Origin of the sequence: Vibrio aerogenes (assembly GCF_024346755.1) — a bacterium.
GTDB lineage: Bacteria > Pseudomonadota > Gammaproteobacteria > Enterobacterales > Vibrionaceae > Vibrio > Vibrio aerogenes.
Genome location: NZ_AP024861.1, coordinates 3,194,796 through 3,216,579, shown reverse-complemented (window position 1 = coordinate 3,216,579; position 21,784 = coordinate 3,194,796). Strand labels below are relative to the sequence as shown.

Sequence of the window (21,784 nt, the reverse complement as noted above, 5' to 3'; positions counted from 1 at the left end):
TAAGTGACAGCGAAGGTTATGTTTGGAAGGTATCAACCATCAGGACATCTGACTATGCAATGCCTGAAACAGTTTGTTTTAACACAAACGCTGATCAGAACCACTCTGCTTATCTTATCCTTATCTGCTTTACTGAGTGGATGTGAGCGTTCTCCTGAGTTGGTCCACATTCATGGTTCAACAATGGGGACATCCTATAATATTAAGTATTTAGCCGATGACAGGGCAAAACTGGCTCCCGAAGAACTAAAATCAGGGATAGACGGATTGCTTGAAACGGTGAACGATCAAATGTCGACTTACCGCAAAAAGTCTGAATTAAGTCGCTTCAATCAGTATCAGGGAACCGATCCGGTTTTGGTTTCTCCGCAGTTGTATACAGTGGTGAAAGAGGCAATGCGTCTGAATCAGGTGACTCAGGGAGCATTGGATGTCACGGTGGGTCCTTTGGTAAATTTATGGGGATTTGGTCCGGAAGGGCGACCAGAAGTTGTGCCTTCTGAAAATGAGCTTGCATCACTGCGCAAACGTGTTGGGGTTCACCACCTGCATCTGACAGAACAGGGGATTCAAAAGGATATACCTGCGTTGTATGTTGATTTGTCTTCCATCGCGAAAGGATGGGGCGTTGATGTCATTTCAGACTATCTGATTTCCCTGAATGTAAACAATTTTATGGTCGAAATTGGCGGGGAAATCCGGACCCGTGGTCAAAAGCTGAATGGTCATCCATGGCGTATTGCGATTGAGAAGCCTGCTGTTGATCAGCATTCGGTACAGGAAATCATTGAGCCGGGAAATATGGGGATTGCAACTTCCGGGGATTACCGAAACTATTTTGAGCAAGATGGCATTCGTTATTCTCATATCATCGATCCGGTGACGGAGAAGCCGATAACCAATAAGGTTGTTTCTGTCACAGTGATCGATAAATCAACGATGACCGCAGACGGATTGGCGACAGGCTTTATGGTGTTAGGCCATGAGAAAAGCATCAAAATTGCTGAACGGTATGATATTCCGGTATTAATAATTGTTAAAACTGAGAATGGGTTTACTGAAGTCTCATCCAGTGCTTTCAAACCTTACTTAAAGCACTGATAAGAGGTAAAGATTATGAGTACTTTCTTGATTACATTTGGAATGTTTCTGTTAATTATCGCGGCAATGGCCGTGGGCTATATTTTTCAGAGAAAAATGGTAAGTGGAAGCTGTGGTGGTTTGGGGGCTGTCGGGGTTGATAAAGTGTGTAACTGCCCTGAACCCTGCGATGCCCGTAAGAAGCGTGAAGCGAAGGCTGCAGCAAGGGCACAAAAGCTTGCTGAGTGGGAAAGTGACAGAATTGTTTAGACGTTTCCCTGAGATGCATTGGATGAGCTGTCCGGGTCTTCCGGTCAGCTCATTTTTTGTGGTGTATGAGTTGCGATAAAGAATGTTGAAGGAGAATGAGGAATAGCTATAATACTGTATAAATAAACAGTTTGTTGCTGCTATGTCTGAATCAAAATCAAGAAACAACCGCCATGGACGTGGAACATCTTCTCAAATTCCGGGAAGGTTCGAACGTTATCTGATTGAGTCGGTTCCATATGAGGCGCCTGTCGATTCAGCTTTATCAACTGAAATTCGTTTTGAACAGGCCCGGACACTTATTTCAAAAAATGATTCTCCTGATGTTCCCTTCAACCTTTCTGTAAATCCTTACCGGGGATGTGAGCATGGATGTATTTATTGTTTTGCCCGCCCCGGACATGCATATCTTGAACTCTCTCCCGGACTGGATTTTGAAACTAAAATTATTGCCAAAATTAATGCAGCTGAAGTTTTTGAACAGGAACTCAGACATCCGCGATATGTCTGTCAGCCGATTGCTGTCGGGATCAATACGGATGCTTATCAACCTGCAGAGAAAAAGCTCAAAATTACCCGATCACTGCTGAAAATTGCCCTGAAATACAAGCAACCAGTCTCTTTGATTACGAAAAGTCATCTGATTTTACGTGATATTGATCTGTTACAACCCTTAGCTGAAGCAAACCTTGTCCAGGTTGCTGTGAGCATTACAACACTTGATAATCAATTAAAGCGGCAACTGGAGCCCCGTGCCGCTTCTGGTACCAGCCGCTTAAAAATCGTTGAATCTTTAAGTTCTCATGGTATTCCGGTGAGTGCACTCTTTGCCCCTGTGATTCCATTTGTGAATGACCATGAGTTAGAAAGCATTATTTCTGCTTGCGCTTCAGCTGGCGCTTGTTCGGTTTACTATATTTCTTTACGTCTTCCGCATGAAGTTGCGCCGTTATTTGAAGAATGGTTGAGACATTATCTGCCAGAAAGAGCTGATCGGGTTTTAAACCGGATTCGTGACATGCATCAGGGGCGTTTGTACCGGAGTGAATTTGGGACAAGAATGACAGGAACGGGAGTATATGCAGACTTGATCCGACAGCGTTTTCATCTGGCAATAAAGCAGGCTGGGCTGTCACACCAGAAGCGAAGTCATTCATTAGATGTCAGTCAGTTTTCTGTACCGCCTGAGCCCGGAGAACAGTATTGTCTGTTTTAGAGGTGAATATGATGACGTCCCGGCGGAACAGGAAAATTATACACATCGATATGGACTGTTTTTTTGCGGCGGTTGAGATGAGGGACTTCCCTGAGTACAAAGGTGTGCCGCTTGCCGTGGGAGGAAGCCAGAAACAGCGGGGGGTGATCAGTACCTGTAACTATGAGGCCCGGCGATATGGCGTGCGTTCCGCGATGCCAACAGCACAAGCTTTTAAACTGTGTCGTAACCTGACCCTGGTTCCCGGACGGATGCAGGTTTACAGGGATGTATCCCGGCAAATACATGCCATATTTCAGCGTTATACGACGCTGATTGAGCCGTTGTCATTAGATGAAGCCTATTTAGATGTTTCTGCTGCAACGCAATGCCAGGGGTCTGCAACATTGATTGCAGAATCAATCAGAGCCGATATCTTTCGTGAATTGCATTTGACGGCCTCAGCTGGTGTTGCACCGGTCAAGTTTCTTGCGAAAGTCGCATCTGAGGTGAACAAACCTGATGGCTTATATGTGATTACACCGGACAGAATGCAACAGGTTATCGATGATCTTCCCCTGGAAAAAATACCCGGGGTCGGCCGTGTTTCATCTGCACGGTTGAATCAGGCTGGTCTCTATTGCTGTGCAGATGTTCGTGCATCCGATTACCGGCAACTCTTACGGAATTTTGGCCGTTTAGGTGCATCTTTATGGAAAAAAAGTCACGGGATTGATGAAAGAGAAGTGACACCGGAAAGAGAAAGAAAGTCTGTTGGGGTCGAAAGGACTTTATCAGTCAATATTAAAACCTATCATGAATGTCTGGATTTAATTACGAATCAGCTTTATCCGGAGTTAGAAAAACGTTATCAGGCATTGGAGGGGCAAAGAGACATTATCAAACAGGGCATCAAAATTAAATTTGCTGACTTTCGTCAGACAACGATTGAACACATTCATCAGGACCTGAGTCTGAAAGATTTTGAACAACTCTTACAGCGGATTATGTTGCGTCAACAAGGAAGAGAAATTCGGCTGATTGGTCTTCATCTGACGTTAAAGCCAGAAGAGGAGTCAAGACAACTTCTTTTAACTATCTGACCTGCCTGCAGGAGAGACGATGAAAGTCATGTGTTATACAGAGAAAACTCATGCACTTCATTTTTTGTTTTTCATAGGTTTTTATGATGTGTTCATATTTATTGACAGATTGCTATGATGTTTTTTATGTCAAATGTAGTTTTTTGAACTGTCATTAATTGTGATTGATGCATTTTTGTATTACTGTACTCGCAGACTAGTTTATTGATATGTGAGTAAAGGTCTATGTCACAATCTGCTTCCCGTGATCTGTTTGCATCACGTCTTGGGTTTATTTTGTCTGCATCGGGTGCAGCTGTCGGATTAGGGAATATTTGGGGATTTCCCACACAGGTTGCCAGCAACGGTGGCGGTGCCTTTTTGTTGGTTTATTTATTGCTGATCGTATTTGTTGCTTTTCCGATGTTAGTCGTTGAGATGGCTATTGGGCGTCAGGGGCAGGCGAATCCGGTTGATAGTGTCCGGGCGCTTTCAGATTCAGCCTTTGTTAAAAGAGTCGGCAGCGGTGTTGGATGGCTTGGTTTAAGCGTACCAAGTGTTGTCCTGGCATTTTACAGTATTGTTGGTGGCTGGATTGTATGTTTCTTTCTTGCTTCACTGAGTAAGCTTGCCGGCGGTTTTTTCGGGGATGGCACATGGCTGGAAACATTTTCTGTTGGCCGGAATTTACTTGGCACCCTTATATTTTATGTGCTGACTATTTTGATTGTGCAGGGGGGGGTGAAGCAGGGGATTGAAAAGTGGTCCACCCGTTTAATGCCTGCACTGTTTATTCTGTTTGCGGTTTTATTTATTTATATCCTGATGCAGGATGGAGCAATAGATGGCCTGAAGCAGTATCTGATTCCCGATTTTTCAAAAGTGTGGGATAAAGATTTAATTCTGGCCGCAATGGGTCAAGGATTTTTCTCTCTGACGATCGGTGGCTGTTCTATGCTCATTTATGGTTCATATCTGAGCAAAAAAGAGAACCTGCCAAAAATGGCGATGAGTGTGACACTGGTTGATACTGGTGTGGCATTTATTGCTGGTTTGGTTGTTATGCCTGCGATGTTTGTTGCAATGAAAAATGGTGTGGAAATCTACGCATCTGATGGGCATTTACTCAATGCTGATACGCTTGTTTTCCGTGTGTTGCCAATGATGTTTGACAGTTTAGGGATCTGGGGGCAAATATTCTCAGCAGTCTTCTTTCTGTTGCTGACAATTGCAGCATTAACCTCTTCGATTTCTATGCTGGAGTGTCCGGTTTCTCTGGTCAGTGAACGTCTTCAGGTTGGCAGAAGTCTGACCACCTGGATTCTTGGTGGGTTTATCGCGGTTGGCAGTATTGTGATTTTGTTAAATTTCTCTGCGTTATTTGGTTTGGTTGTGAAAGTGGCGACACAATACCTTCAGCCTCTGGCTGCATTAATGTTTTGTCTGTTTGGTGGATGGGTCTGGAGCCGAAGGTCAAAAATTGAAGAGCTGGAGCAGGGATTTCCTGAATACGCTCAACACTGGTTCGGGAAACTATGGCCAGTATATGTCAAATTTGTTTGTCCGTTGTTGGTGATTACAGTACTGTGGGGCGCTTTATCGTCCTGACGTTCAGTCAAATCATGGCTGGAATTGAATGCCTGGATACAGGCATTCAATCATTGGCTTATTAAGCTGTGGTTGCAGCAGTTTTCTCCGGAATGCATGCCAGAATATTGACCATTTGGTCCCAAAACTGTTTTACGGTCTCGGTTTTTACCTGCTCATCAGGTGAATGAGGGTTTTTGATGGTTGGCCCAAAGGACAGCATATCGACATCCGGATACGGTTTCTTGAACAGACCGCATTCTAATCCGGCATGAATGACCATAATGTTTGGTTTATGACCATACATTGCGTTGTACTTATCCCTGAAGATAGCGACAATTTCTGAATCCGTATCAGGCTTCCATCCCGGATAAGCGCCGCTCAGTTCAATATTAGCGGCTGCCAGATTTGCAAGGGATGTCAGTGTACTTTCAACCTGCTGTCGACCGGAATCGATTAAGGAGCGAATCAGTCCCATAATAGAAACGGTTGATTCCTCTGTCTGGATGACGCCGATGTTGAGTGATGTTTCTACTACGCCATCGATATCATCACTCATACGTACCACACCATTCGGGCAGGCATTCAGCGTTGCAATAAAACGTTGTTGGGTATGTGTATCAAAAGCCTGGCGATTGATTTCACTTGGTTCAATATGCTTGATTTCAGATGAAATGTTTTCTTCAGTTTTTGATAATTCTTGTCTTATCAGCGATGTAAATTCATCAAATGCAGTGGTGAGTTCGCTGGCAAGGGATTCAGGTAAACTGACGGTAATCGTTGCTTCCCTTGGTATTGCATTTCGCAGACTTCCGCCGGTAAAATCCACCAAACGTAATTGTAATGACTCCGCATGGTTGGCTAAAAAGCGGCCCATTATCTTATTGGCATTTCCCCGGCCCAAGTGAATATCACAACCGGAATGGCCGCCTTTCAGGCCTTTCAGCGATAATTTACGGGTGACAAAACTGTCAGGGATAGCCTGACGGTGAATTTCGAATGATATTTTACTATCAATGCCGCCGGCGCAACCAACATAGACTTCTCCTTCCTGTTCTGAATCTGTATTCAGTAATATCTCTCCGGCCAGATAACCAGGCTCAAGTCCGAACGCGCCTTCCATACCCGCTTCTTCATTGATAGTTAACAGCACTTCAAGTGGTCCATGGCTGATATCAGAAGACGCCAGAACTGCCAGGCAGCTCGCCATACCGATCCCGTTGTCCGCACCAAGGGTTGTACCACGGGCTTTGACCCATTCTCCATCAATATAGGGCTGAATCGGATCTTTGGTGAAATCATGGGACGTCTCTTCATTTTTTTGTGGCACCATATCGATATGAGCCTGAAGAATGACACCTTTACGGTTTTCCATACCTGCTGTCGCAGGTTTACGAATGAAGATATTTCCTGTTGGATCTCTGCGCACATTGAGGTTAGCGGACTGAGCCCAGTCAACAATATATGCCGCAAGCGCTTCTTCGTGATGAGATGGATGTGGAATGGAACAGATTTTGTCAAAGAAATGCCAGACGCTCCGGGGAGAAAGTTGACTAATTTCAGATTGCGGTTCAGACACAGAAAGCTCCTTCTAATATAAAAAGAAATAACAGACCCTGACTTCTGAAAGCAGGGGTATTCATATCATTGAATGAGTAATGGAAGCATATTACTCCCTTCAGTTCTCTGATAGAAGGTGAGGCTTGCATTAAATTTATATCGCACGTTGTCTGTTTGAGATAAAGTCTTTTGTTTGGTAATTAAATTACCAAATGATTATTTTTTGTCACTTTTTTGCTTGTTTATTGCCTCTGGTGAGTATTTTATTGTAATTAAATTTCTTTATGGTATATTTGTGATCGTCTGTAAAAGTTTTGTTTGTTCCTTGAAAAGATAGGTGCACAGGAACTTTCCCGCCATTTTTGACCGATGGGATGAGGTTTTCAGTTCGCCGTTTGTTATCTGTTGACAGCTGAGGTTCAATGGAAATTTTAGTTCGGACATTATGTTTACCCCTATTTTTGGAAGAATTTATTATAGTGAGCAGAAATTTATCTGCTGCGAATCCATCGCCACATTATTTGATGTGGCGTTTTTTTATTTATGCGCTCCCGAAGGGCGAGATTGATTGGCTCCTGCCCTGTGTTACTGATTTTCAACGTAGAATGACTATGTTTACAAATCAGTGCCTTGGTCAGAAGCCAATCAACTCTCGCTGAACATGCATCTTGAGGTCACTTGGGTATAAATCTTATCTGTCTGAACTATAGGTAATTACTTGTTTATCTATTGAGTGAAAGCGTAGTGCAAAATGATTTCATCTGGAATTTATGGGGGTTAATCTCTATAATCGCCCCCCAATCGTTGCCGCAACCGTTTACTTGAACTTTACATACAGGGATCTGAGTATGTTAGAAAAACTCTTTAAACTTAGTGAGCATGGCACTGACATGCGCACAGAGGTCATTGCGGGTGTTACTACCTTTTTAACAATGGCTTATATTATTTTTGTAAATCCGGCGATTCTTGCTGATACCGGTATGGATCGGGGTGCTGTATTTGTGGCCACCTGCCTTGCTGCAGCTGTCGGATGTTTTATCATGGGCTTTGTTGCTAATTACCCAATTGCGCTTGCTCCCGGAATGGGATTGAATGCCTTCTTTACTTACACGGTTGTGTTGGGTATGGGGTATTCATGGCAGGTTGCTTTAGCTGCTGTTTTCGTTTCAGGTCTGTTGTTTATCTTATTGAGCCTGTTTAAAATTCGTGAGTGGATTATTAACTCAATTCCGATGTCTTTGAGAACCGGAATATCAGCGGGAATCGGGCTTTTTCTGGCATTTATTGCGCTGAAAAATGCGGGCATTATTGTCGATAATCCGGCAACGCTTGTTTCGCTTGGTGCGATTACTTCTCTTCCCTGTGTTTTAGGCGCGCTTGGCTTCTTCCTGACGATTGCACTGGTATACCGTAATGTCACTGGTGCTGTCATGATATCTATTCTGGCAATTAGTGCGCTGGGCCTTGTTTTGGGTAATGTGAAGTGGGCTGGCCAGCTTGTCTCATTGCCACCGAGCATCGCGCCAACATTTATGCAACTGGATTTTTCAGCACTGACTGATATTGGTATGGTTTCAGTTGTGTTTGCATTTTTATTTGTCGATTTATTTGATACAGCCGGAACGCTGGTTGGTGTGGCGCAAAAAGCCGATCTTATTGGCAAAGATGGAAAGATTCCACGGCTGAACCGTGCGTTGTTGGCTGATTCATCGGCGACTGCTGTCGGTGCAGTTCTTGGTACATCAAATACGACTTCTTACATAGAAAGTGCATCTGGCGTCGCTGCTGGCGGAAGAACTGGTTTGACTGCTGTTGTTGTCGGTGTACTTTTTTTACTGGCTCTGTTTTTTGCGCCACTTGCGGGAATGATTCCTGCCTATGCAACAGCGGGTGCGTTATTGTATGTATCGATCCTGATGTTGTCTGGATTGGTTCATATTGACTGGCATGACCTGACTGAAGCTGCTCCTGTTGTTATCACTTGTTTGATGATGCCTCTGACATCTTCAATTGCTGAGGGTATCTCGATGGGCTTTATTTCTTATGCAGTGATTAAGCTGTTTAGTGGCAGAGTGTCAACTGTCACATCAAGTGTATGGGTGATGGCTGTCATTTTTGCTGTAAAATATATAGTTGCGTAAAGAGCAGAAGAAACAACTGGACGGATGTATGAGTAAAAAGTTTCTGATTACTTGGGATAATATGCAGATGTATTGTCGAGAACTTGCTGAAAGACAAATGCCTGCGGAGCAATGGAAAGGCTTGATTGGTGTGAGTCGGGGTGGTTTGGTACCTGTTGCGATTCTTGCCCGTGAATTAGGTATTCGGTACGTTGATACAATTTGTATCTCAAGTTATGACCATGATCATCAGCGTGATATGAGCGTCTTAAAAGCTCCGGAACATGATGGTGAAGGGTTCCTGATTGTCGATGATCTGGTGGATAGTGGTGATACTGCACGCAAAATCCGTGAAATGTATCCCAAAGCAAAATTGATCACTGTCTGTGCAAAACCCGCTGGTAAAGAGTTGGTAGATGACTACGTGGTTGATATTCCACAGGATACATGGATTGAACAACCATGGGACACAGCGATTCATTTCGTCGAACCTGTGAATCGCAAACTGAAATAAGAAAATGGCCCTTCCCCAGGGCCTTTTTTCTCTCTGAACCGTTTTCTTCTGAGCCTGTCAAATCCATTCTTGTTTGCTTAATCCGTTCTGTGTGGCATTTTTTCGGGAATTTCGCCGCGTTTTTACTTCATTTGATAAGAAGCAATGTATCCTGAGATAATGTAGTTTAAGACTATACTTAAACCAGTATCGTCAGGTGGTTTGAGTATCATTGGTTTTCGGGGATAACTGATACGGTTTATATTGTAAGTAAAACTTCAGATGACCCATCAGTCATCGTTTCAATGTTATGGTGTCCCGCTATTCTTCTAAGGTTTGAAAAATGCTGAAAAACAGAAGCAAGAATCTATCTGAAAAACTCTTCTCTAACCATAAACCCGCAAAAGAAACATCAGCGCTGACCCGCTATATGCCAAGTAGTCAACCTTATATTGATGCTAAGATCTCAAACGACGGTGCCTGGTACCGTACGCTCAGGAGAATGCTTTGGGCATGGGAGGGACTCAATCCTGTTGATCAGGAGGAAGTGCTGGCCCGAATCGCTTCTTCCGGTCATACAAGAACAGTTGATAGCTGGCTGGATACTGTGATGGGCTACCGGGGAGGAAACTGGGCTTATGAGTGGAACCGCCTTGGTATGCGTTATCATCAGGAGTCATCTGAGTTGGAAGGAAATGCTGCAGCAGAAAAGCTTTTTTCTGCTTCTTTGTGTTACAGCATTGCGGGTTATCCTCATCTAAAGAATGATAATCTGGCGATTCAGGCACAAGCGTTAGCCAGTTCCGCTTATACTGAAGCCGCAGAGCTTTCATCTTACATTGTGAAACAGCTTGAATTTCCATACAAAAATAAAAAAATCATCGGACATTTGCACTTATCGAATACTGAAAAACCTCATCCTGTTGTGATTGTCAGTGCGGGTCTTGACAGTTTGCAGACTGATATGTGGCGTCTTTTCAGGGATTATCTGGCTGAACTTGATATCGCGATGTTGACGATTGATATGCCGTCAATTGGGTATAATTCCGGCTGGCAGTTAACAGAAGATACCTCTGTACTACATCAGGCTGTTTTGAATCAGCTGTCTGGATTACCTTGGGTGGATCACCACCGTGTCGGGCTGGTCGGCTTTCGTTTTGGTGGCAATGCGATGACCCGGCTATCGTTTATAGAACCGGCAAAGGTCAGAGCTTGTGTTACTTTAGGCGCACCAATTCACGATATATTGTCCTCCCCTGAACAATTAATGAAAATGCCTAAAATGTACCTGGATGTTCTTGCTTCCCGTCTGGGAAAAGACGTGGTTGATATTGATAGTCTGTCAAAGCAATTGAAAGCGTGGTCCTTAAAAACACAGGGATTTCTTGGAGGGCGTAAGACATCAACACCTATTCTTGCTTTGGGGCTTGAAGGCGATGTGGTTTCTCCATATTCAGACAATCAACTTGTTGCGATGTTCAGTGCGAATGGAAGAGCAAAAGAAATAAAATCCAGAACATTACTTTCAGGATATGAGCAAGCCCTCGGTTTAGCGATAAACTGGTTGGAAAATAAACTAATTAAGTGACAATTGCTTTTGTTTTCGTTACAAAGCATGTAACTCGTTGAATACATGCTTTTGGCATGTATTCAACGTTCTGTAAGTATATAGGGAGAGTCCATATGTCACAGTTAGTGAAGGAACCTACTCATCATCGGTTGAATATCGCATTTAAATCATTAGGGCCTTATCTGAGAGAAGAAAAATATAATGACGGTGTTTATCTTTTCGACTGTTTAGCTGTATGTATTGATGATAAGCAATCACCTGAGCAAAGGGAGTTTTGGGGATGGTGGATGGCGTTGAAATTTGACAATAATTTGTTTGAAGCAAGTTATGCGACCGGTCGTTTCGATTTGGAAGGTAAATGGGTGGATGAAACACCAGAGGAGGTCGTTATGGAAGAAGTGATCAGAACCAGAGAGGTCTTCCATGAAAAATTAGTCAAAATGCTTCGTGATAAATTTAGTTGTGATGTAAAAATTGTTGAGCCTCTGGTTGAAACAAAGTAAAAGGTTGTCTTTTCTTATAGAAAAGGTGCCATCCGGCACCTTTTTCGCTTGTTAATTCCTCTTTTGATTGTTAAAACGTGTATTCTGATTTCCCTTAGAATTGAATAACAATGTCTTTAGATCAATGTGAGCAATCGTCTCAGTCACAAACTGTCATTATCAAGCTTGGTACCAGTGTATTGACAGGGGGAACACTTGCCCTTGACCGGGCTCATATGGTTGAACTTGTCCGACAATGTGCAGCGCTGAAAAAGCAAGGTCATTCTGTTGTCATCGTTTCATCCGGAGCTATTGCAGCTGGTCGTGAACATCTGAATTATCCCGCACTCATTAATACAATTGCCAGTAAACAGTTGCTTGCAGCCGTTGGACAAAGTCATTTGATACAAACCTGGGAATCTTTATTTGATATTTACGGAATTAAAATAGGTCAGATCCTTTTAACCCGGGCTGATTTGGATGATCGGGAGCGCTTTCTTAATGCCAGAGATACAGTTAATGCATTAATTAATAATGATATTATTCCAGTTGTGAATGAAAACGATGCGATTGCAACTGCTGAAATTAAAGTAGGAGATAATGACAATCTGTCTGCTTTGGTCGGGATTTTGTGTAGTGCAGATAAATTATTGCTTTTGACCGATCAAAAAGGTTTGTTTACTGCCGATCCCAGAAAAGATCCAAACGCTGAATTAATCCGTGAAGTGAAGAAAATAGATGATACTTTGCGCAAAATTGCTGGTGACAGCGGAACGACACTCGGGACTGGTGGCATGGCAACAAAGCTTCAGGCTGCTGATATTGCCCGCAGAGCCGGAATTGAAGTGATTATTGCGGCCGGCAGAGCGCCAAATGTTATTTCTGACTCCTTGACTGATAAGCCTCAGGGAACCCGTTTCCTGCCGCTGGAAGAAGCATTAGAAAACCGTAAACGCTGGATTCTGGCCGGTCCAATTGCTTCAGGAGATATCGTGATCGATGACGGTGCTGTTGAAGCGGTTCTGAGTAAAGGAAGCAGCTTGCTCGCCAAAGGGATTATAAAAGTCAATGGCGTATTTGCCCGGGGGGATGTTGCCCGGATTTCTGATGCTCACGGGAAAACAATTGCCCGTGGTATCTCTGCTTATTCAAGTTATGACCTTGAACAAATTCGGGGTAAGCACAGTAAAGATATAAATGATATTCTTGGTCATGATTATGGCTCCGAAGTCATTCATCGTGATGATATGGTAGTGATTCAGGAATAAAAGGGAAGTGTATCGTGGATTTAATACAAATGGGGAAGGCTGCTAAAGAAGCCGCTTATCATTTATCTACAGCGACAACGACACAAAAAAACCGGGCGCTGGAACTAATCGCTTCTGAGTTAGAAGTTCACTCTGATGCGATTTTAGCTGCAAATAGCAAAGATATTGAGTTGGGGCGTCAAGCCGGGATGAGCGAAGCATTGCTTGACCGGCTGTTACTGAACCCGGAGCGCCTTGCAGGAATTGCCGGAGATGTACGCAATGTGATTGGATTAAATGATCCTGTGGGTTGTGAGTTTGACGGGCGGGTCTTACCAAACGGGATGGCTTTATCCAAACGTGCGGTGCCGTTAGGTGTTGTTGGTGTGATTTATGAAGCACGTCCTAATGTGACAATTGATATTGCTTCTCTTTGTCTGAAAACTGGTAATGCATCTATTCTTCGCGGTGGTAAAGAAACTTTTTATTCCAATATGGCGCTGGTCAAAGTCATTCAGACGGCTTTAGCCAAAGCTGATTTTCCTGCCGCCTCTGTTCAATATATTGAGAAGCCTGATCGTCAACTGGTCAGTGAGTTGCTCAAACTTGATCAATATGTTGATATGATTATTCCGCGTGGCGGAGCCGGACTCCATCAGATGTGTCGCGAGAACAGTACGATTCCGGTTATTATCGGTGGATTTGGAATCAGTCATATTTTTGTGGATGATTCCGCAGCCGTGAATGATTCACTGGATATTATTGAGAATGCAAAACTGCAACGCCCATCAGCCTGTAATGCTCTGGATACGCTTTTAGTGCATGAATCAATAGCCGACAAATTTATACCGGCTCTGGTTACAAGAATGTCGGACAAAGTGACATTTGTCGGGGCGGAAAATACCCATCAATGGCTTTCGTGCGCAGCTAAGTTCAGAAATGCTGAAGCAGGTGATTTTGATACCGAATGGCTGTCATATACTTTAGGTGTCAAAGTTGTTAAGGATGTTGAAGACGCCATTTTGCACATGCGGGTTCACAACGCCAGCCACTCAGATGCTATTTTGACAAATACATTGAGTCATGCGGAGCTTTTCGTGAATTCTGTGGATTCAGCTGCGGTTTATGTGAATGCATCAACCCGTTTTACCGATGGGGCTCAGTTTGGTCTCGGAGCCGAAGTGGCGGTTTCAACTCAGAAACTACATGCGCGTGGTCCGATGGGGCTGGACGCATTAACCAGTTATAAATGGGTGGGCCGGGCTGATTACCTGAGTCGTAGCTAAATTTTCCGGAACATACCACTAAGGTGATTGTTCCGGTGAACTCTGTATTCAGGTTAACTGTATTCAGGTTAATTTTTGATATTTAATGTCAGTGAAACGGAGGTGGCATGCATTGTCCATTTTGTTCTGAAAATGAAACCAAAGTCATTGATTCCCGGTTGGTTTCCGATGGTCATCAGGTTCGCAGGAGAAGAGAGTGTCTTGCCTGCCATGAGCGCTTTACAACATTCGAAACCGCAGAGCTGGTGATGCCCCGGGTGATTAAATCAAATGGAAACCGGGAACCTTTTGATGAGCAGAAAATGGTCAAAGGGATGTTGAAAGCACTTGAGAAGCGTCCGGTAAGTGCTGATTCAATTGATTTGTCGATCAGTACAATTAAGTCTCAGCTCAGGGCGACAGGTGAAAGAGAAGTTCCCAGTGATTTGGTTGGTAATCTTGTGATGGAACAACTGAAGGAACTTGATAAAGTTGCCTATATTCGTTTTGCTTCTGTCTACAGAAGCTTTGAAGATATTCGGGAATTTGGTGAAGAAATTGCCAGGCTTGAAGATTAAGGAATAGATGAATGTCGCTTTTTACGCAGTTCGATTATCTGATGATGACGAGAGCAATTGCGTTGGCCAAAAAAGGGATTTATACCACCGCACCAAATCCAAATGTCGGATGTGTGATTGTTCGGGACGGACAGATTGTTGGTGAAGGCTTTCACCTCCGCGCGGGAGATGCGCATGCGGAAGTCAATGCACTCCGGATGGCTGGTGACCAAGCCAGAAACGCAACTGCTTATGTCACACTCGAGCCTTGTTCTCATTATGGCCGGACACCGCCTTGTGCGGCTGGTTTAATTCAGTCTGGTGTAAAAAAAGTGATTTGTGCGATGCAGGATCCGAATCCCGAAGTTGCCGGACGTGGGATCCGGATGATTCGGGAGGCCGGTATTGAGATACACAGTGGCCTTCTGGCGCAGGAAGCTGCTTTATTAAATCCGGCATTTATAAAAAAGATGACCACCGGGTTGCCATGGGTTCAGTTAAAAATGGCAGCCAGCCTTGATGGGCAAACCGCGCTTTCGAACGGTCAGAGCCAGTGGATTACTTCACCACAGGCCAGAAGTGATGTTCAGCGCTACCGGGCGATGGCCGGGGCGATATTATCTACCAGTCAGACAGTGATCACTGATAATGCATCCTTAACCGTTCGGGCCCGGGAATTACCTGAATCAGTTAGTTATCCTGCCGAATCAGTCAGGCAACCACTTCGGGTGATCCTTGACCAGCATCATCGCTTACATGCTGGTTTGAATTTGTATCGTACCGGAGGACAGGTACTGACCGTTGGGTTGAAAGACTCAGATGTGAATGTGTTGTTGTCTGATCATGGCGGACTGGATTTAACACAAACGATGAAAGAGCTTGCTGAGCGGTATCAAGTGAACCATGTTTGGGTTGAAGCCGGAGCTTCACTTGCGGGTTCCCTCCTGAAATCCCGTCTGGTGGATGAGCTGATTCTATATATTGCACCTAAAATTATGGGCAGTGATGGTCATGGGTTATTTGGTTCTTTGGGGCTTGAACGAATGGAAGATGTACCGAAATTCGATATAAAAGATGTATCTTCTGTTGGTCCTGATATCCGCATTACAGCAGTTCCCGAGTATAAAGGTTAGTTTATGTTTACAGGTATCATAGAAGCGGTTGGAACTATCCGGGCGATTATCCCGAAAGGTGAAGATATCCGGATTGACGTCGGTGCTGGTTCACTGGATATGTTTGATGTTCAGCTTGGAGACAGTATAGCAACCAATGGTGTTTGCCTGACTGTTATCCACAAAACAGAGCATAGTTACCAGGCTGATTTATCACTGGAGACATTAAATAAATCAGCGTTTGCCCGAGCTCAGGCCGGGGATTTGGTGAATTTAGAAAAAGCCATGTTGCCGACAACCCGGTTCGGCGGTCATATCGTTTCCGGTCATGTTGATGGTGTTGGCGAAGTCATTGAGCGTACTCAGTCCGGCAGAGCCATCGAGTTCTGGATTAAAATGCCTGCTGAGATTGCAAGATATATCGCTGAAAAAGGTTCGGTAACTGTTGACGGGATTAGCCTGACGGTCAATGCCGTCAGGAAAGATGCATTCAGGTTGACAATTATTCCTCATACTTCTTCAGAAACAACGATTCAGTCTTTTATGCCCGGCAGAGTCGTTAATCTGGAAGTTGATATTATGGCGAGATATTTAGAGCGATTGATTGAATCAAAAAGTGATGTATCGGAAAAAGACGGTAATACGCCTGCATCTTCTGTTACTTTAGAATTTTTACAACAAAATGGTTTTGCGTAACCATCATGGTTATGCTGAGTGCTAACCCGAACGACTAAGGATAATAACGATGACAATTAGCAGTCCCCAGGAAATTATTGATGATATCCGTCAGGGTAAAATGGTCATTCTGATGGATGATGAAGACCGGGAGAATGAAGGTGATCTGATTATTGCTGCTGAGCATGTCACACCAGAAGTCATTAATTTTATGGCGACTCATGGCCGGGGCCTGATTTGTCTGACGCTGACCAGAAATCGTTGTGAGCGATTAGGGTTGCCACCTATGGTTCAGGACAATAGTGCTCAGTTTTCCACTAATTTTACTGTTTCAATTGAGGCTGCTGAAGGGGTAACGACAGGGATTTCTGCCGCAGATCGTGCGAGAACCGTTCTTGCTGCTGTCGCTAAAGACGCGAAGGCTTCTGATTTGGTACAACCCGGTCATATTTTTCCTCTGACAGCTCAGGATGGCGGTGTGTTAACCCGTGCTGGTCATACTGAAGCCGGGTGTGATTTGGCCAGATTAGCCGGAATGGAGCCGGCATCAGTGATTGTCGAAGTATTGAATGAAGACGGAACGATGGCAAGGCGTGCTGATTTAGAGGAATTTTCCGACAAACACGGTATCAAACTGGGCACGATCGCTGCTTTAATTGAATACCGTAATAATACGGAAACAACCATTGAACGTGTCGCCCGTTGTCAGTTGCCGACCCGTTATGGTGAGTTTGAACTGGTGACTTACCGGGATGTGATTGATAACCAGATTCACTATGCACTGATTAAAGAAAGCGATTCACAACAAGTTCCTCTGGTCCGGGTGCACTTGATTGATACTTTTACGGATGTGCTTTGCAGTGACCGGAATGCGGACCGAAGCTGGAGTGTTGAGGCTGCGATGGAAAGGATTGCTCAGGAAGGCGGCATTCTGGTGTTACTGGGCAATGAAGAATCATCCGATTTAATTATGCACCGTGTCAAAATGTACGAATTACAGGATAAGGGTGAAGCACCGTCCATGGCTAAAAAGCAGGGCACATCAAGACGAGTCGGTGTCGGTTCGCAGATTTTAGCTGACCTTGGGGTGCATGATATGAGATTGCTCTCCTCTGCCAGCAAAAAATATCACGCTTTAGGCGGCTTTGGGCTGAATGTGACTGAGTATATCTGTGAGTAGTTATGTCGCAGTAAGTCTACCCGTTAACAGGGTCGGTTAACGGGAAATACTATTAGATATTGCTCACAAAATTGTGCTAGAATCCGTCGATTCTCACTGGTGGACAGAGTTGAAGGAAAGTTGATGAAAATGATCGAGGGAGGCTTCCCTGCACCTGATGCTAAGATAGCAATAGTCATTTCACGTTTTAATAGCTTTATTAATGAAAGTTTGCTTTCTGGGGCAATTGATACGCTGAAACGTCATGGACAGGTTGCCGATGACAATATCACAGTTGTACGGTGTCCGGGGGCTGTCGAGTTACCTCTGGTTGCTCAGCGTGTCGCAAAAACGGGAAAATTTGACGCAATAGTTTCTCTCGGTACTGTGATTCGTGGTGGAACACCTCACTTTGACTATGTTTGTAACGAGTGTAATAAAGGTCTGGCTCAGGTATCGCTGGAATATAGTCTTCCGGTGGCTTTCGGTGTGTTAACCGTTGATACCATTGATCAGGCTATTGAACGCGCAGGAACCAAGGCTGGTAATAAAGGTGCAGAGGCTGCATTAAGTGCGCTTGAAATGATTAATGTTCTTTCTGCTATTGATTCTTAATGGGGGCCCGAGTGAAACCAGCCGCACGACGTAATGCACGTCAGTTTGCATTGCAAGCTATCTATTCATGGCAAGTGACTAAAGAGAATGTCGCGACGATTGAATCCCAGTTTCTTGCTGGTGATAAATATGATGATGAAGAACACCGTTCATCAGAGCCGTCACTTCAATCTCCCGAAACAGATGTTGATTATTTCAGAGATCTGTTAGTCGGCGTTGTCAATCACAATATGGAGCTGGACTCCAAACTTCGTCCTTATGTTTCCCGTCCTATGCAGGATCTGGACATGATGGAGTTAGCTTTGCTGCGTTTATCAATGTACGAAATGACTCGTCGTGAAGATGTGCCTTATAAAGTGGTCATCAATGAAGCGATTGAGCTGGCGAAGCGTTTTGCAGCTGAAGACAGCCATAAGTTTATCAATGGGGTGCTTGATAAAGCTGCACCACATGTTCGTAAAAAGTAACTTATGACGTACAGGCACTTCCGAAAGTGCTGTATTGAAAAAGTATCAGAGGTCAGCATATGCTGACCTTTTTTATCATTGGATCAGACATAAAATTTAGCCGGAATTTTGTATGCGTGGTGAATTTGATTTAATCCGGAAGTATTTTTATCAGCGCCAGATGAACAGAAATGATGTTCATCTGGCGCTGGGTGATGACTGTGCCATTGTGAAATCCCCGAAAGGTGTCAGACTGGTGATCAGCACCGATACACTGGTGGAAGGGACTCATTTTGTCGCTGGTGCAAATCCTGCCTGGATCGCACACAAAGCGCTGGCATCTAATCTCAGTGATTTAGCTGCCATGGGGGGAACACCGGCCTGGTGCTCACTGGCACTCACTTTACCTGAAGTTCATGAGCCGTGGCTCCAGTCATTTTGTGATGCTTTCTTTCGTCTGGCCGACGAATATGATATTCAGCTGATTGGCGGTGATACAACGAAAGGGCCTCTCAGTATTTCTCTGACTGTGCATGGTTTTGTACCGGAAGATAACGTCTTGCTCCGGACTGGGGCAGCTGTAGGGGACTGGGTGTATGTCACCGGTTGTTTAGGGGACAGTAAAGCAGGCCTTGAATTGATACTTTCTGACCGTTCTGACGCCGGGCCAGATCATGAAATTCTGGAAGAACGGCATTATTTATCTGCACCCAGAGTGCTTGCCGGTCAGGCATTATTAGGTATCGCTTCATCAGCAATCGATATTTCAGATGGCTTAGTTTCTGATATACGGCATATTGCAAAAGCTTCCGGTGTTGGTGTCAGCATTGATGTCAGTCAGCTTCCGGTATCTGAAGTGCTATTACAGTATTTGAATGATGATTTAACGCTGGCCCGTCAGTATGCACTGACCAGTGGTGAAGAATATGAGCTTTGCTTTACTGTGCCACAGGAAAAGACATATCTCCTTGACGGAATATCCAGGCAGACTCATACACAATTTACCTGTATTGGACAGGTAAATTCAGCAAACCAAATTGTGCTGCATGATCAGGGGCAACCTTTGCCCTGGACATTAAGTGGTTATGATCATTTTAAGGTGAATGAATGAGTAATCCTATAGCTTGTATCCGGTTGAAAAATCCCTGGCATTTGCTGGCAACTGGTTTTGGGAGTGGTTTGTCTCCGGTGATACCCGGAACAATGGGAACACTTGCCTCGATTCCCTTTTATCTGGCGTTCAGTCATTTATCGTTGGGCTTATATATAGCGGTGATTATTTGTTCGTCGTTCGCGGGGTGGCTGATTTGTCAAAAGACCGCAGATGATATGGGAGTTCATGATCACGGTGCCATTGTGTGGGATGAGTTTGTTGGGTTCTGGATTACAATGTCGGTTGTTCAGTATTCAGGACAAAATATAGGTGACTGGCACTGGATACTGGCTGGTTTTGTGCTGTTTAGATTTTTTGATATGGTGAAACCATGGCCGATTGGCTGGCTGGACCAGCATGTCAAAGGTGGTTTGGGTATCATGCTGGATGATATCGTAGCGGGCATCATGGCAGGAATTTCTTTATTCCTGCTCATGCTTTTTTATGTCTGATTTGTTCTTGTTTTCTGGAGTGTGTTTATCTTTTATCACCGGAAGCATAAGTCAGCCCAGCGGGCTAATCCTGCAGTCACTGAACCAAAGTAGTTGCCACTGACAATTTCAGTATTGGGTAATACACTTTTGATTGCTTCACGGAGGATTGGAGATCTGGCTGAGCCTCCGGTGATATAAATTACGTCCGGTTTGATCGCGCTCTGTACCAATACTTCTTCTATCAGCCGTTTTATTTTATTCACTGGCTCTTCGATGGCTGTGGTAATTGCTTCCGGAGTCAGTGGAATCATCAGATTTTCTTTACCAATCGTCAGCATAGCTGAATGGCTCTCTTGTCCCGCAAGTGCTATTTTGGCTTTTTCTGCTTCCCTGACAAGGCTGTGTCCCAAAGTATCCTGATGGACATGAATGAGACGGTTCAATTTTTCCGGATGCCCGGAATTTTTCCAGAGTTGTTTGATTTGCCGAAGGTTTTCCACGGTATAAAACTTCCGCTGAGCTTCTACATCATTGATAGCAATACAGTTCCAGAATTGCGGTATAGGAACCGGTAAGCCTGAAAGTTGCTGTGATCCAAAACCGAATTCCGGCATGAATTTTCTGAAAGTGATAAAAATGTCCAGATCATTACCGCCTGTTCTGCGACCGGTATGGCCCAGAAGTGTTTCATTACGCTCAAATTTGCCGTGCCAGCGGGGTCCCATCTGAATCATTGAGCAGTCTGTTGTTCCTCCGCCGATATCAACAATTAACACATTCTTGTCAGTATTGAGCGTCGCTTCATAATCCAGACCGGCCGCCACTGGTTCAAACTGAAACTCAACATGTTTGAAGCCTGCGCGTGATGCGGCTTTGTTCAATATACTTAGTGCCTGGCGATTTGATTCATCCCCTTTTCTGCCATGGAAATTCACTGGCCTGCCAATCACGGTTTCTGTGATTTCTGCCGCCAGCTTTGCTTCAGCTTTCTGCTTTATGTTTGTCATCATGGCACAAACTAAATCTTCAAAAAAAGCCAGCTGTGTATCTTTCAGTCCAATAATTCCCAGAAATGATTTAGGAGACTTGACATAATAGACATGTCTTGGATCATCTAAATACAGATCCAGAGCCTCCTGACCGAAAAAGACTTCATCCGAATGTACTTCCAGTCCATCCTGCTGATTTATATTGATCGCTCGCCGCAATAAATTTTCTCCGGCTGTATCCGAAGGCGATATATTTAAGCAACGATAAATATATTCAGAGATATATTCCCGGCTGGGAGCACACATTGTCGATGGGATGTAAAGTTCATCCTGAGCTAAAGGAATGGCATGAACCTGCTTGTCAATGATGTGGGCAACGGAACAGTTAGAGGTGCCAAAGTCGAAACCAATAGCCATAGAATTGACTCCTTTGAAGTGAAGTTGGTGGGTGATGTGATGGAAATCGTCGCCATGCTGGCCATTCGATACATCATATGATGCATTGTTGATTTCAGTCAGAAACGATGTCGTAAAGTTATGCCACACAAGTTGAAACCTGGCGGGGGCGCGATTATAAGAGTGCTTGTATATAAGTCAAGCAGATAATCATCAATACACGGCTATGTACCTGTGTATCTTCAGGCTTTCTGAGTATAGATGGCACAGTGGCCGGCGGATAAATTTCAGGTAACA

Annotated in this window: 21 protein-coding genes; 19 read left to right on the top strand and 2 right to left on the bottom strand. The window is 44.3% G+C overall.

Annotated elements, in window-relative coordinates:
• The first annotated feature begins 93 nt into the window (after positions 1-93).
• From OCV29_RS14250 to OCV29_RS14230, 5 genes are all read left to right on the top strand, one after another.
• Complete coding sequence (locus OCV29_RS14250) at positions 94-1,101, top strand: FAD:protein FMN transferase (RefSeq protein ID WP_073602690.1); 1,008 nt, start codon at positions 94-96, stop codon at positions 1,099-1,101.
• A gap of 15 nt (positions 1,102-1,116) precedes the next feature.
• The gene (nqrM, locus tag OCV29_RS14245) at positions 1,117-1,350 is read left to right on the top strand and encodes a (Na+)-NQR maturation NqrM (RefSeq protein ID WP_073602524.1); all 234 of its coding nucleotides are present in this window, start codon (positions 1,117-1,119) and stop codon (positions 1,348-1,350) included.
• Positions 1,351-1,492: 142 nt separating this feature from the next.
• The gene (locus tag OCV29_RS14240) at positions 1,493-2,566 is read left to right on the top strand and encodes a PA0069 family radical SAM protein (RefSeq protein WP_073602523.1); all 1,074 of its coding nucleotides are present in this window, start codon (positions 1,493-1,495) and stop codon (positions 2,564-2,566) included.
• Between the two features lie 11 nt (positions 2,567-2,577).
• Complete coding sequence (gene dinB / locus OCV29_RS14235; RefSeq protein ID WP_073602689.1) at positions 2,578-3,648, top strand: DNA polymerase IV; 1,071 nt, start codon at positions 2,578-2,580, stop codon at positions 3,646-3,648.
• A 225-nt stretch (positions 3,649-3,873) separates the two neighbouring features.
• Positions 3,874-5,235, top strand: a complete 1,362-nt coding sequence (locus OCV29_RS14230; protein ID WP_073602522.1) for a sodium-dependent transporter — start codon at positions 3,874-3,876, stop codon at positions 5,233-5,235.
• Between the two features lie 61 nt (positions 5,236-5,296).
• Here OCV29_RS14230 and OCV29_RS14225 read toward each other — a convergent pair whose 3' ends face one another.
• Positions 5,297-6,793: an aminoacyl-histidine dipeptidase gene (locus tag OCV29_RS14225; RefSeq protein WP_073602521.1), complete on the bottom strand. Its 1,497-nt coding sequence runs from the start codon at positions 6,791-6,793 to the stop codon at positions 5,297-5,299.
• 829 nt (positions 6,794-7,622) lie between these two features.
• On the opposite strand from OCV29_RS14225, the gene OCV29_RS14220 reads away from it, so the two are divergent.
• The 14 genes from OCV29_RS14220 to pgpA all read left to right on the top strand — a co-directional run bounded on the left by OCV29_RS14220 (position 7,623) and on the right by pgpA (position 20,120).
• Positions 7,623-8,915, top strand: a complete 1,293-nt coding sequence (locus OCV29_RS14220; RefSeq protein WP_073602520.1) for an NCS2 family permease — start codon at positions 7,623-7,625, stop codon at positions 8,913-8,915.
• 28 nt (positions 8,916-8,943) lie between these two features.
• Complete coding sequence (gene gpt, locus OCV29_RS14215; RefSeq protein WP_073602519.1) at positions 8,944-9,408, top strand: xanthine phosphoribosyltransferase; 465 nt, start codon at positions 8,944-8,946, stop codon at positions 9,406-9,408.
• 322 nt (positions 9,409-9,730) lie between these two features.
• Entirely contained in the window at positions 9,731-10,975 is a 1,245-nt protein-coding gene (gene frsA, locus OCV29_RS14210) for an esterase FrsA (RefSeq protein ID WP_073602518.1), read from the top strand.
• A gap of 95 nt (positions 10,976-11,070) precedes the next feature.
• Positions 11,071-11,460, top strand: coding sequence for a sigma factor-binding protein Crl (gene crl, locus OCV29_RS14205; RefSeq protein ID WP_073602517.1), 390 nt, complete (start codon positions 11,071-11,073; stop codon positions 11,458-11,460).
• A 110-nt stretch (positions 11,461-11,570) separates the two neighbouring features.
• Positions 11,571-12,707 (top strand): glutamate 5-kinase, encoded by a 1,137-nt coding sequence (proB, locus tag OCV29_RS14200; protein ID WP_073602516.1) that lies wholly within the window; start codon positions 11,571-11,573, stop codon positions 12,705-12,707.
• A gap of 14 nt (positions 12,708-12,721) precedes the next feature.
• Complete coding sequence (locus OCV29_RS14195) at positions 12,722-13,972, top strand: glutamate-5-semialdehyde dehydrogenase (protein WP_073602515.1); 1,251 nt, start codon at positions 12,722-12,724, stop codon at positions 13,970-13,972.
• Between the two features lie 107 nt (positions 13,973-14,079).
• Positions 14,080-14,529: a transcriptional regulator NrdR gene (gene nrdR / locus OCV29_RS14190; RefSeq protein WP_073602514.1), complete on the top strand. Its 450-nt coding sequence runs from the start codon at positions 14,080-14,082 to the stop codon at positions 14,527-14,529.
• An 11-nt stretch (positions 14,530-14,540) separates the two neighbouring features.
• Positions 14,541-15,641, top strand: coding sequence for a bifunctional diaminohydroxyphosphoribosylaminopyrimidine deaminase/5-amino-6-(5-phosphoribosylamino)uracil reductase RibD (gene ribD / locus OCV29_RS14185; RefSeq protein WP_073602513.1), 1,101 nt, complete (start codon positions 14,541-14,543; stop codon positions 15,639-15,641).
• Between the two features lie 3 nt (positions 15,642-15,644).
• Complete coding sequence (locus OCV29_RS14180; RefSeq protein WP_073602512.1) at positions 15,645-16,316, top strand: riboflavin synthase; 672 nt, start codon at positions 15,645-15,647, stop codon at positions 16,314-16,316.
• 49 nt (positions 16,317-16,365) lie between these two features.
• Complete coding sequence (gene ribBA / locus OCV29_RS14175; RefSeq protein WP_073602511.1) at positions 16,366-17,475, top strand: bifunctional 3,4-dihydroxy-2-butanone-4-phosphate synthase/GTP cyclohydrolase II; 1,110 nt, start codon at positions 16,366-16,368, stop codon at positions 17,473-17,475.
• Positions 17,476-17,598: 123 nt separating this feature from the next.
• Positions 17,599-18,069 carry a 6,7-dimethyl-8-ribityllumazine synthase gene (gene ribH / locus OCV29_RS14170; protein WP_073602510.1) on the top strand — a complete coding sequence of 157 codons (471 nt, stop codon included), beginning with the start codon at positions 17,599-17,601 and terminating at the stop codon, positions 18,067-18,069.
• Complete coding sequence (gene nusB, locus OCV29_RS14165; RefSeq protein WP_073602509.1) at positions 18,069-18,536, top strand: transcription antitermination factor NusB; 468 nt, start codon at positions 18,069-18,071, stop codon at positions 18,534-18,536. The genes ribH and nusB overlap by 1 nt, the downstream gene beginning before the upstream one ends.
• 112 nt (positions 18,537-18,648) lie before the next feature.
• Positions 18,649-19,626 (top strand): thiamine-phosphate kinase, encoded by a 978-nt coding sequence (gene thiL, locus OCV29_RS14160; protein ID WP_073602508.1) that lies wholly within the window; start codon positions 18,649-18,651, stop codon positions 19,624-19,626.
• A complete protein-coding gene (gene pgpA / locus OCV29_RS14155; RefSeq protein WP_073602507.1) occupies positions 19,623-20,120 on the top strand; it encodes a phosphatidylglycerophosphatase A in 498 nt (165 codons plus the stop codon). Before thiL ends, pgpA begins: the two co-directional genes overlap by 4 nt.
• Before the next feature lie 35 nt (positions 20,121-20,155).
• On the opposite strand, the gene yegD is transcribed toward pgpA, so the two are convergent.
• Positions 20,156-21,508 (bottom strand): molecular chaperone, encoded by a 1,353-nt coding sequence (yegD, locus tag OCV29_RS14150; RefSeq protein WP_073602506.1) that lies wholly within the window; start codon positions 21,506-21,508, stop codon positions 20,156-20,158.
• Between the last annotated feature and the right edge of the window lie 276 nt (positions 21,509-21,784).

Excerpts from the sequence above, each read along its gene's own strand:
- OCV29_RS14240 (WP_073602523.1), top strand. The coding sequence starts at position 1,493 with ATGTCTGAATCAAAATCAAGAAACAACCGCCATGGACGTGGAACATCT.
- ribD (WP_073602513.1), top strand. The coding sequence starts at position 14,541 with ATGTCGCTTTTTACGCAGTTCGATTATCTGATGATGACGAGAGCAATT.
- nrdR (WP_073602514.1), top strand. The coding sequence starts at position 14,080 with ATGCATTGTCCATTTTGTTCTGAAAATGAAACCAAAGTCATTGATTCC.
- nusB (WP_073602509.1), top strand. The coding sequence starts at position 18,069 with ATGGGGGCCCGAGTGAAACCAGCCGCACGACGTAATGCACGTCAGTTT.
- OCV29_RS14180 (WP_073602512.1), top strand. The coding sequence starts at position 15,645 with ATGTTTACAGGTATCATAGAAGCGGTTGGAACTATCCGGGCGATTATC.
- crl (WP_073602517.1), top strand. The coding sequence starts at position 11,071 with ATGTCACAGTTAGTGAAGGAACCTACTCATCATCGGTTGAATATCGCA.
- yegD (WP_073602506.1), bottom strand. The coding sequence starts at position 21,508 with ATGGCTATTGGTTTCGACTTTGGCACCTCTAACTGTTCCGTTGCCCAC.
- gpt (WP_073602519.1), top strand. The coding sequence starts at position 8,944 with ATGAGTAAAAAGTTTCTGATTACTTGGGATAATATGCAGATGTATTGT.
- proB (WP_073602516.1), top strand. The coding sequence starts at position 11,571 with ATGTCTTTAGATCAATGTGAGCAATCGTCTCAGTCACAAACTGTCATT.
- ribH (WP_073602510.1), top strand. The coding sequence starts at position 17,599 with ATGAAAATGATCGAGGGAGGCTTCCCTGCACCTGATGCTAAGATAGCA.
- OCV29_RS14220 (WP_073602520.1), top strand. The coding sequence starts at position 7,623 with ATGTTAGAAAAACTCTTTAAACTTAGTGAGCATGGCACTGACATGCGC.
- nqrM (WP_073602524.1), top strand. The coding sequence starts at position 1,117 with ATGAGTACTTTCTTGATTACATTTGGAATGTTTCTGTTAATTATCGCG.
- thiL (WP_073602508.1), top strand. The coding sequence starts at position 18,649 with ATGCGTGGTGAATTTGATTTAATCCGGAAGTATTTTTATCAGCGCCAG.
- ribBA (WP_073602511.1), top strand. The coding sequence starts at position 16,366 with ATGACAATTAGCAGTCCCCAGGAAATTATTGATGATATCCGTCAGGGT.
- OCV29_RS14230 (WP_073602522.1), top strand. The coding sequence starts at position 3,874 with ATGTCACAATCTGCTTCCCGTGATCTGTTTGCATCACGTCTTGGGTTT.
- frsA (WP_073602518.1), top strand. The coding sequence starts at position 9,731 with ATGCTGAAAAACAGAAGCAAGAATCTATCTGAAAAACTCTTCTCTAAC.
- dinB (WP_073602689.1), top strand. The coding sequence starts at position 2,578 with ATGACGTCCCGGCGGAACAGGAAAATTATACACATCGATATGGACTGT.
- pgpA (WP_073602507.1), top strand. The coding sequence starts at position 19,623 with ATGAGTAATCCTATAGCTTGTATCCGGTTGAAAAATCCCTGGCATTTG.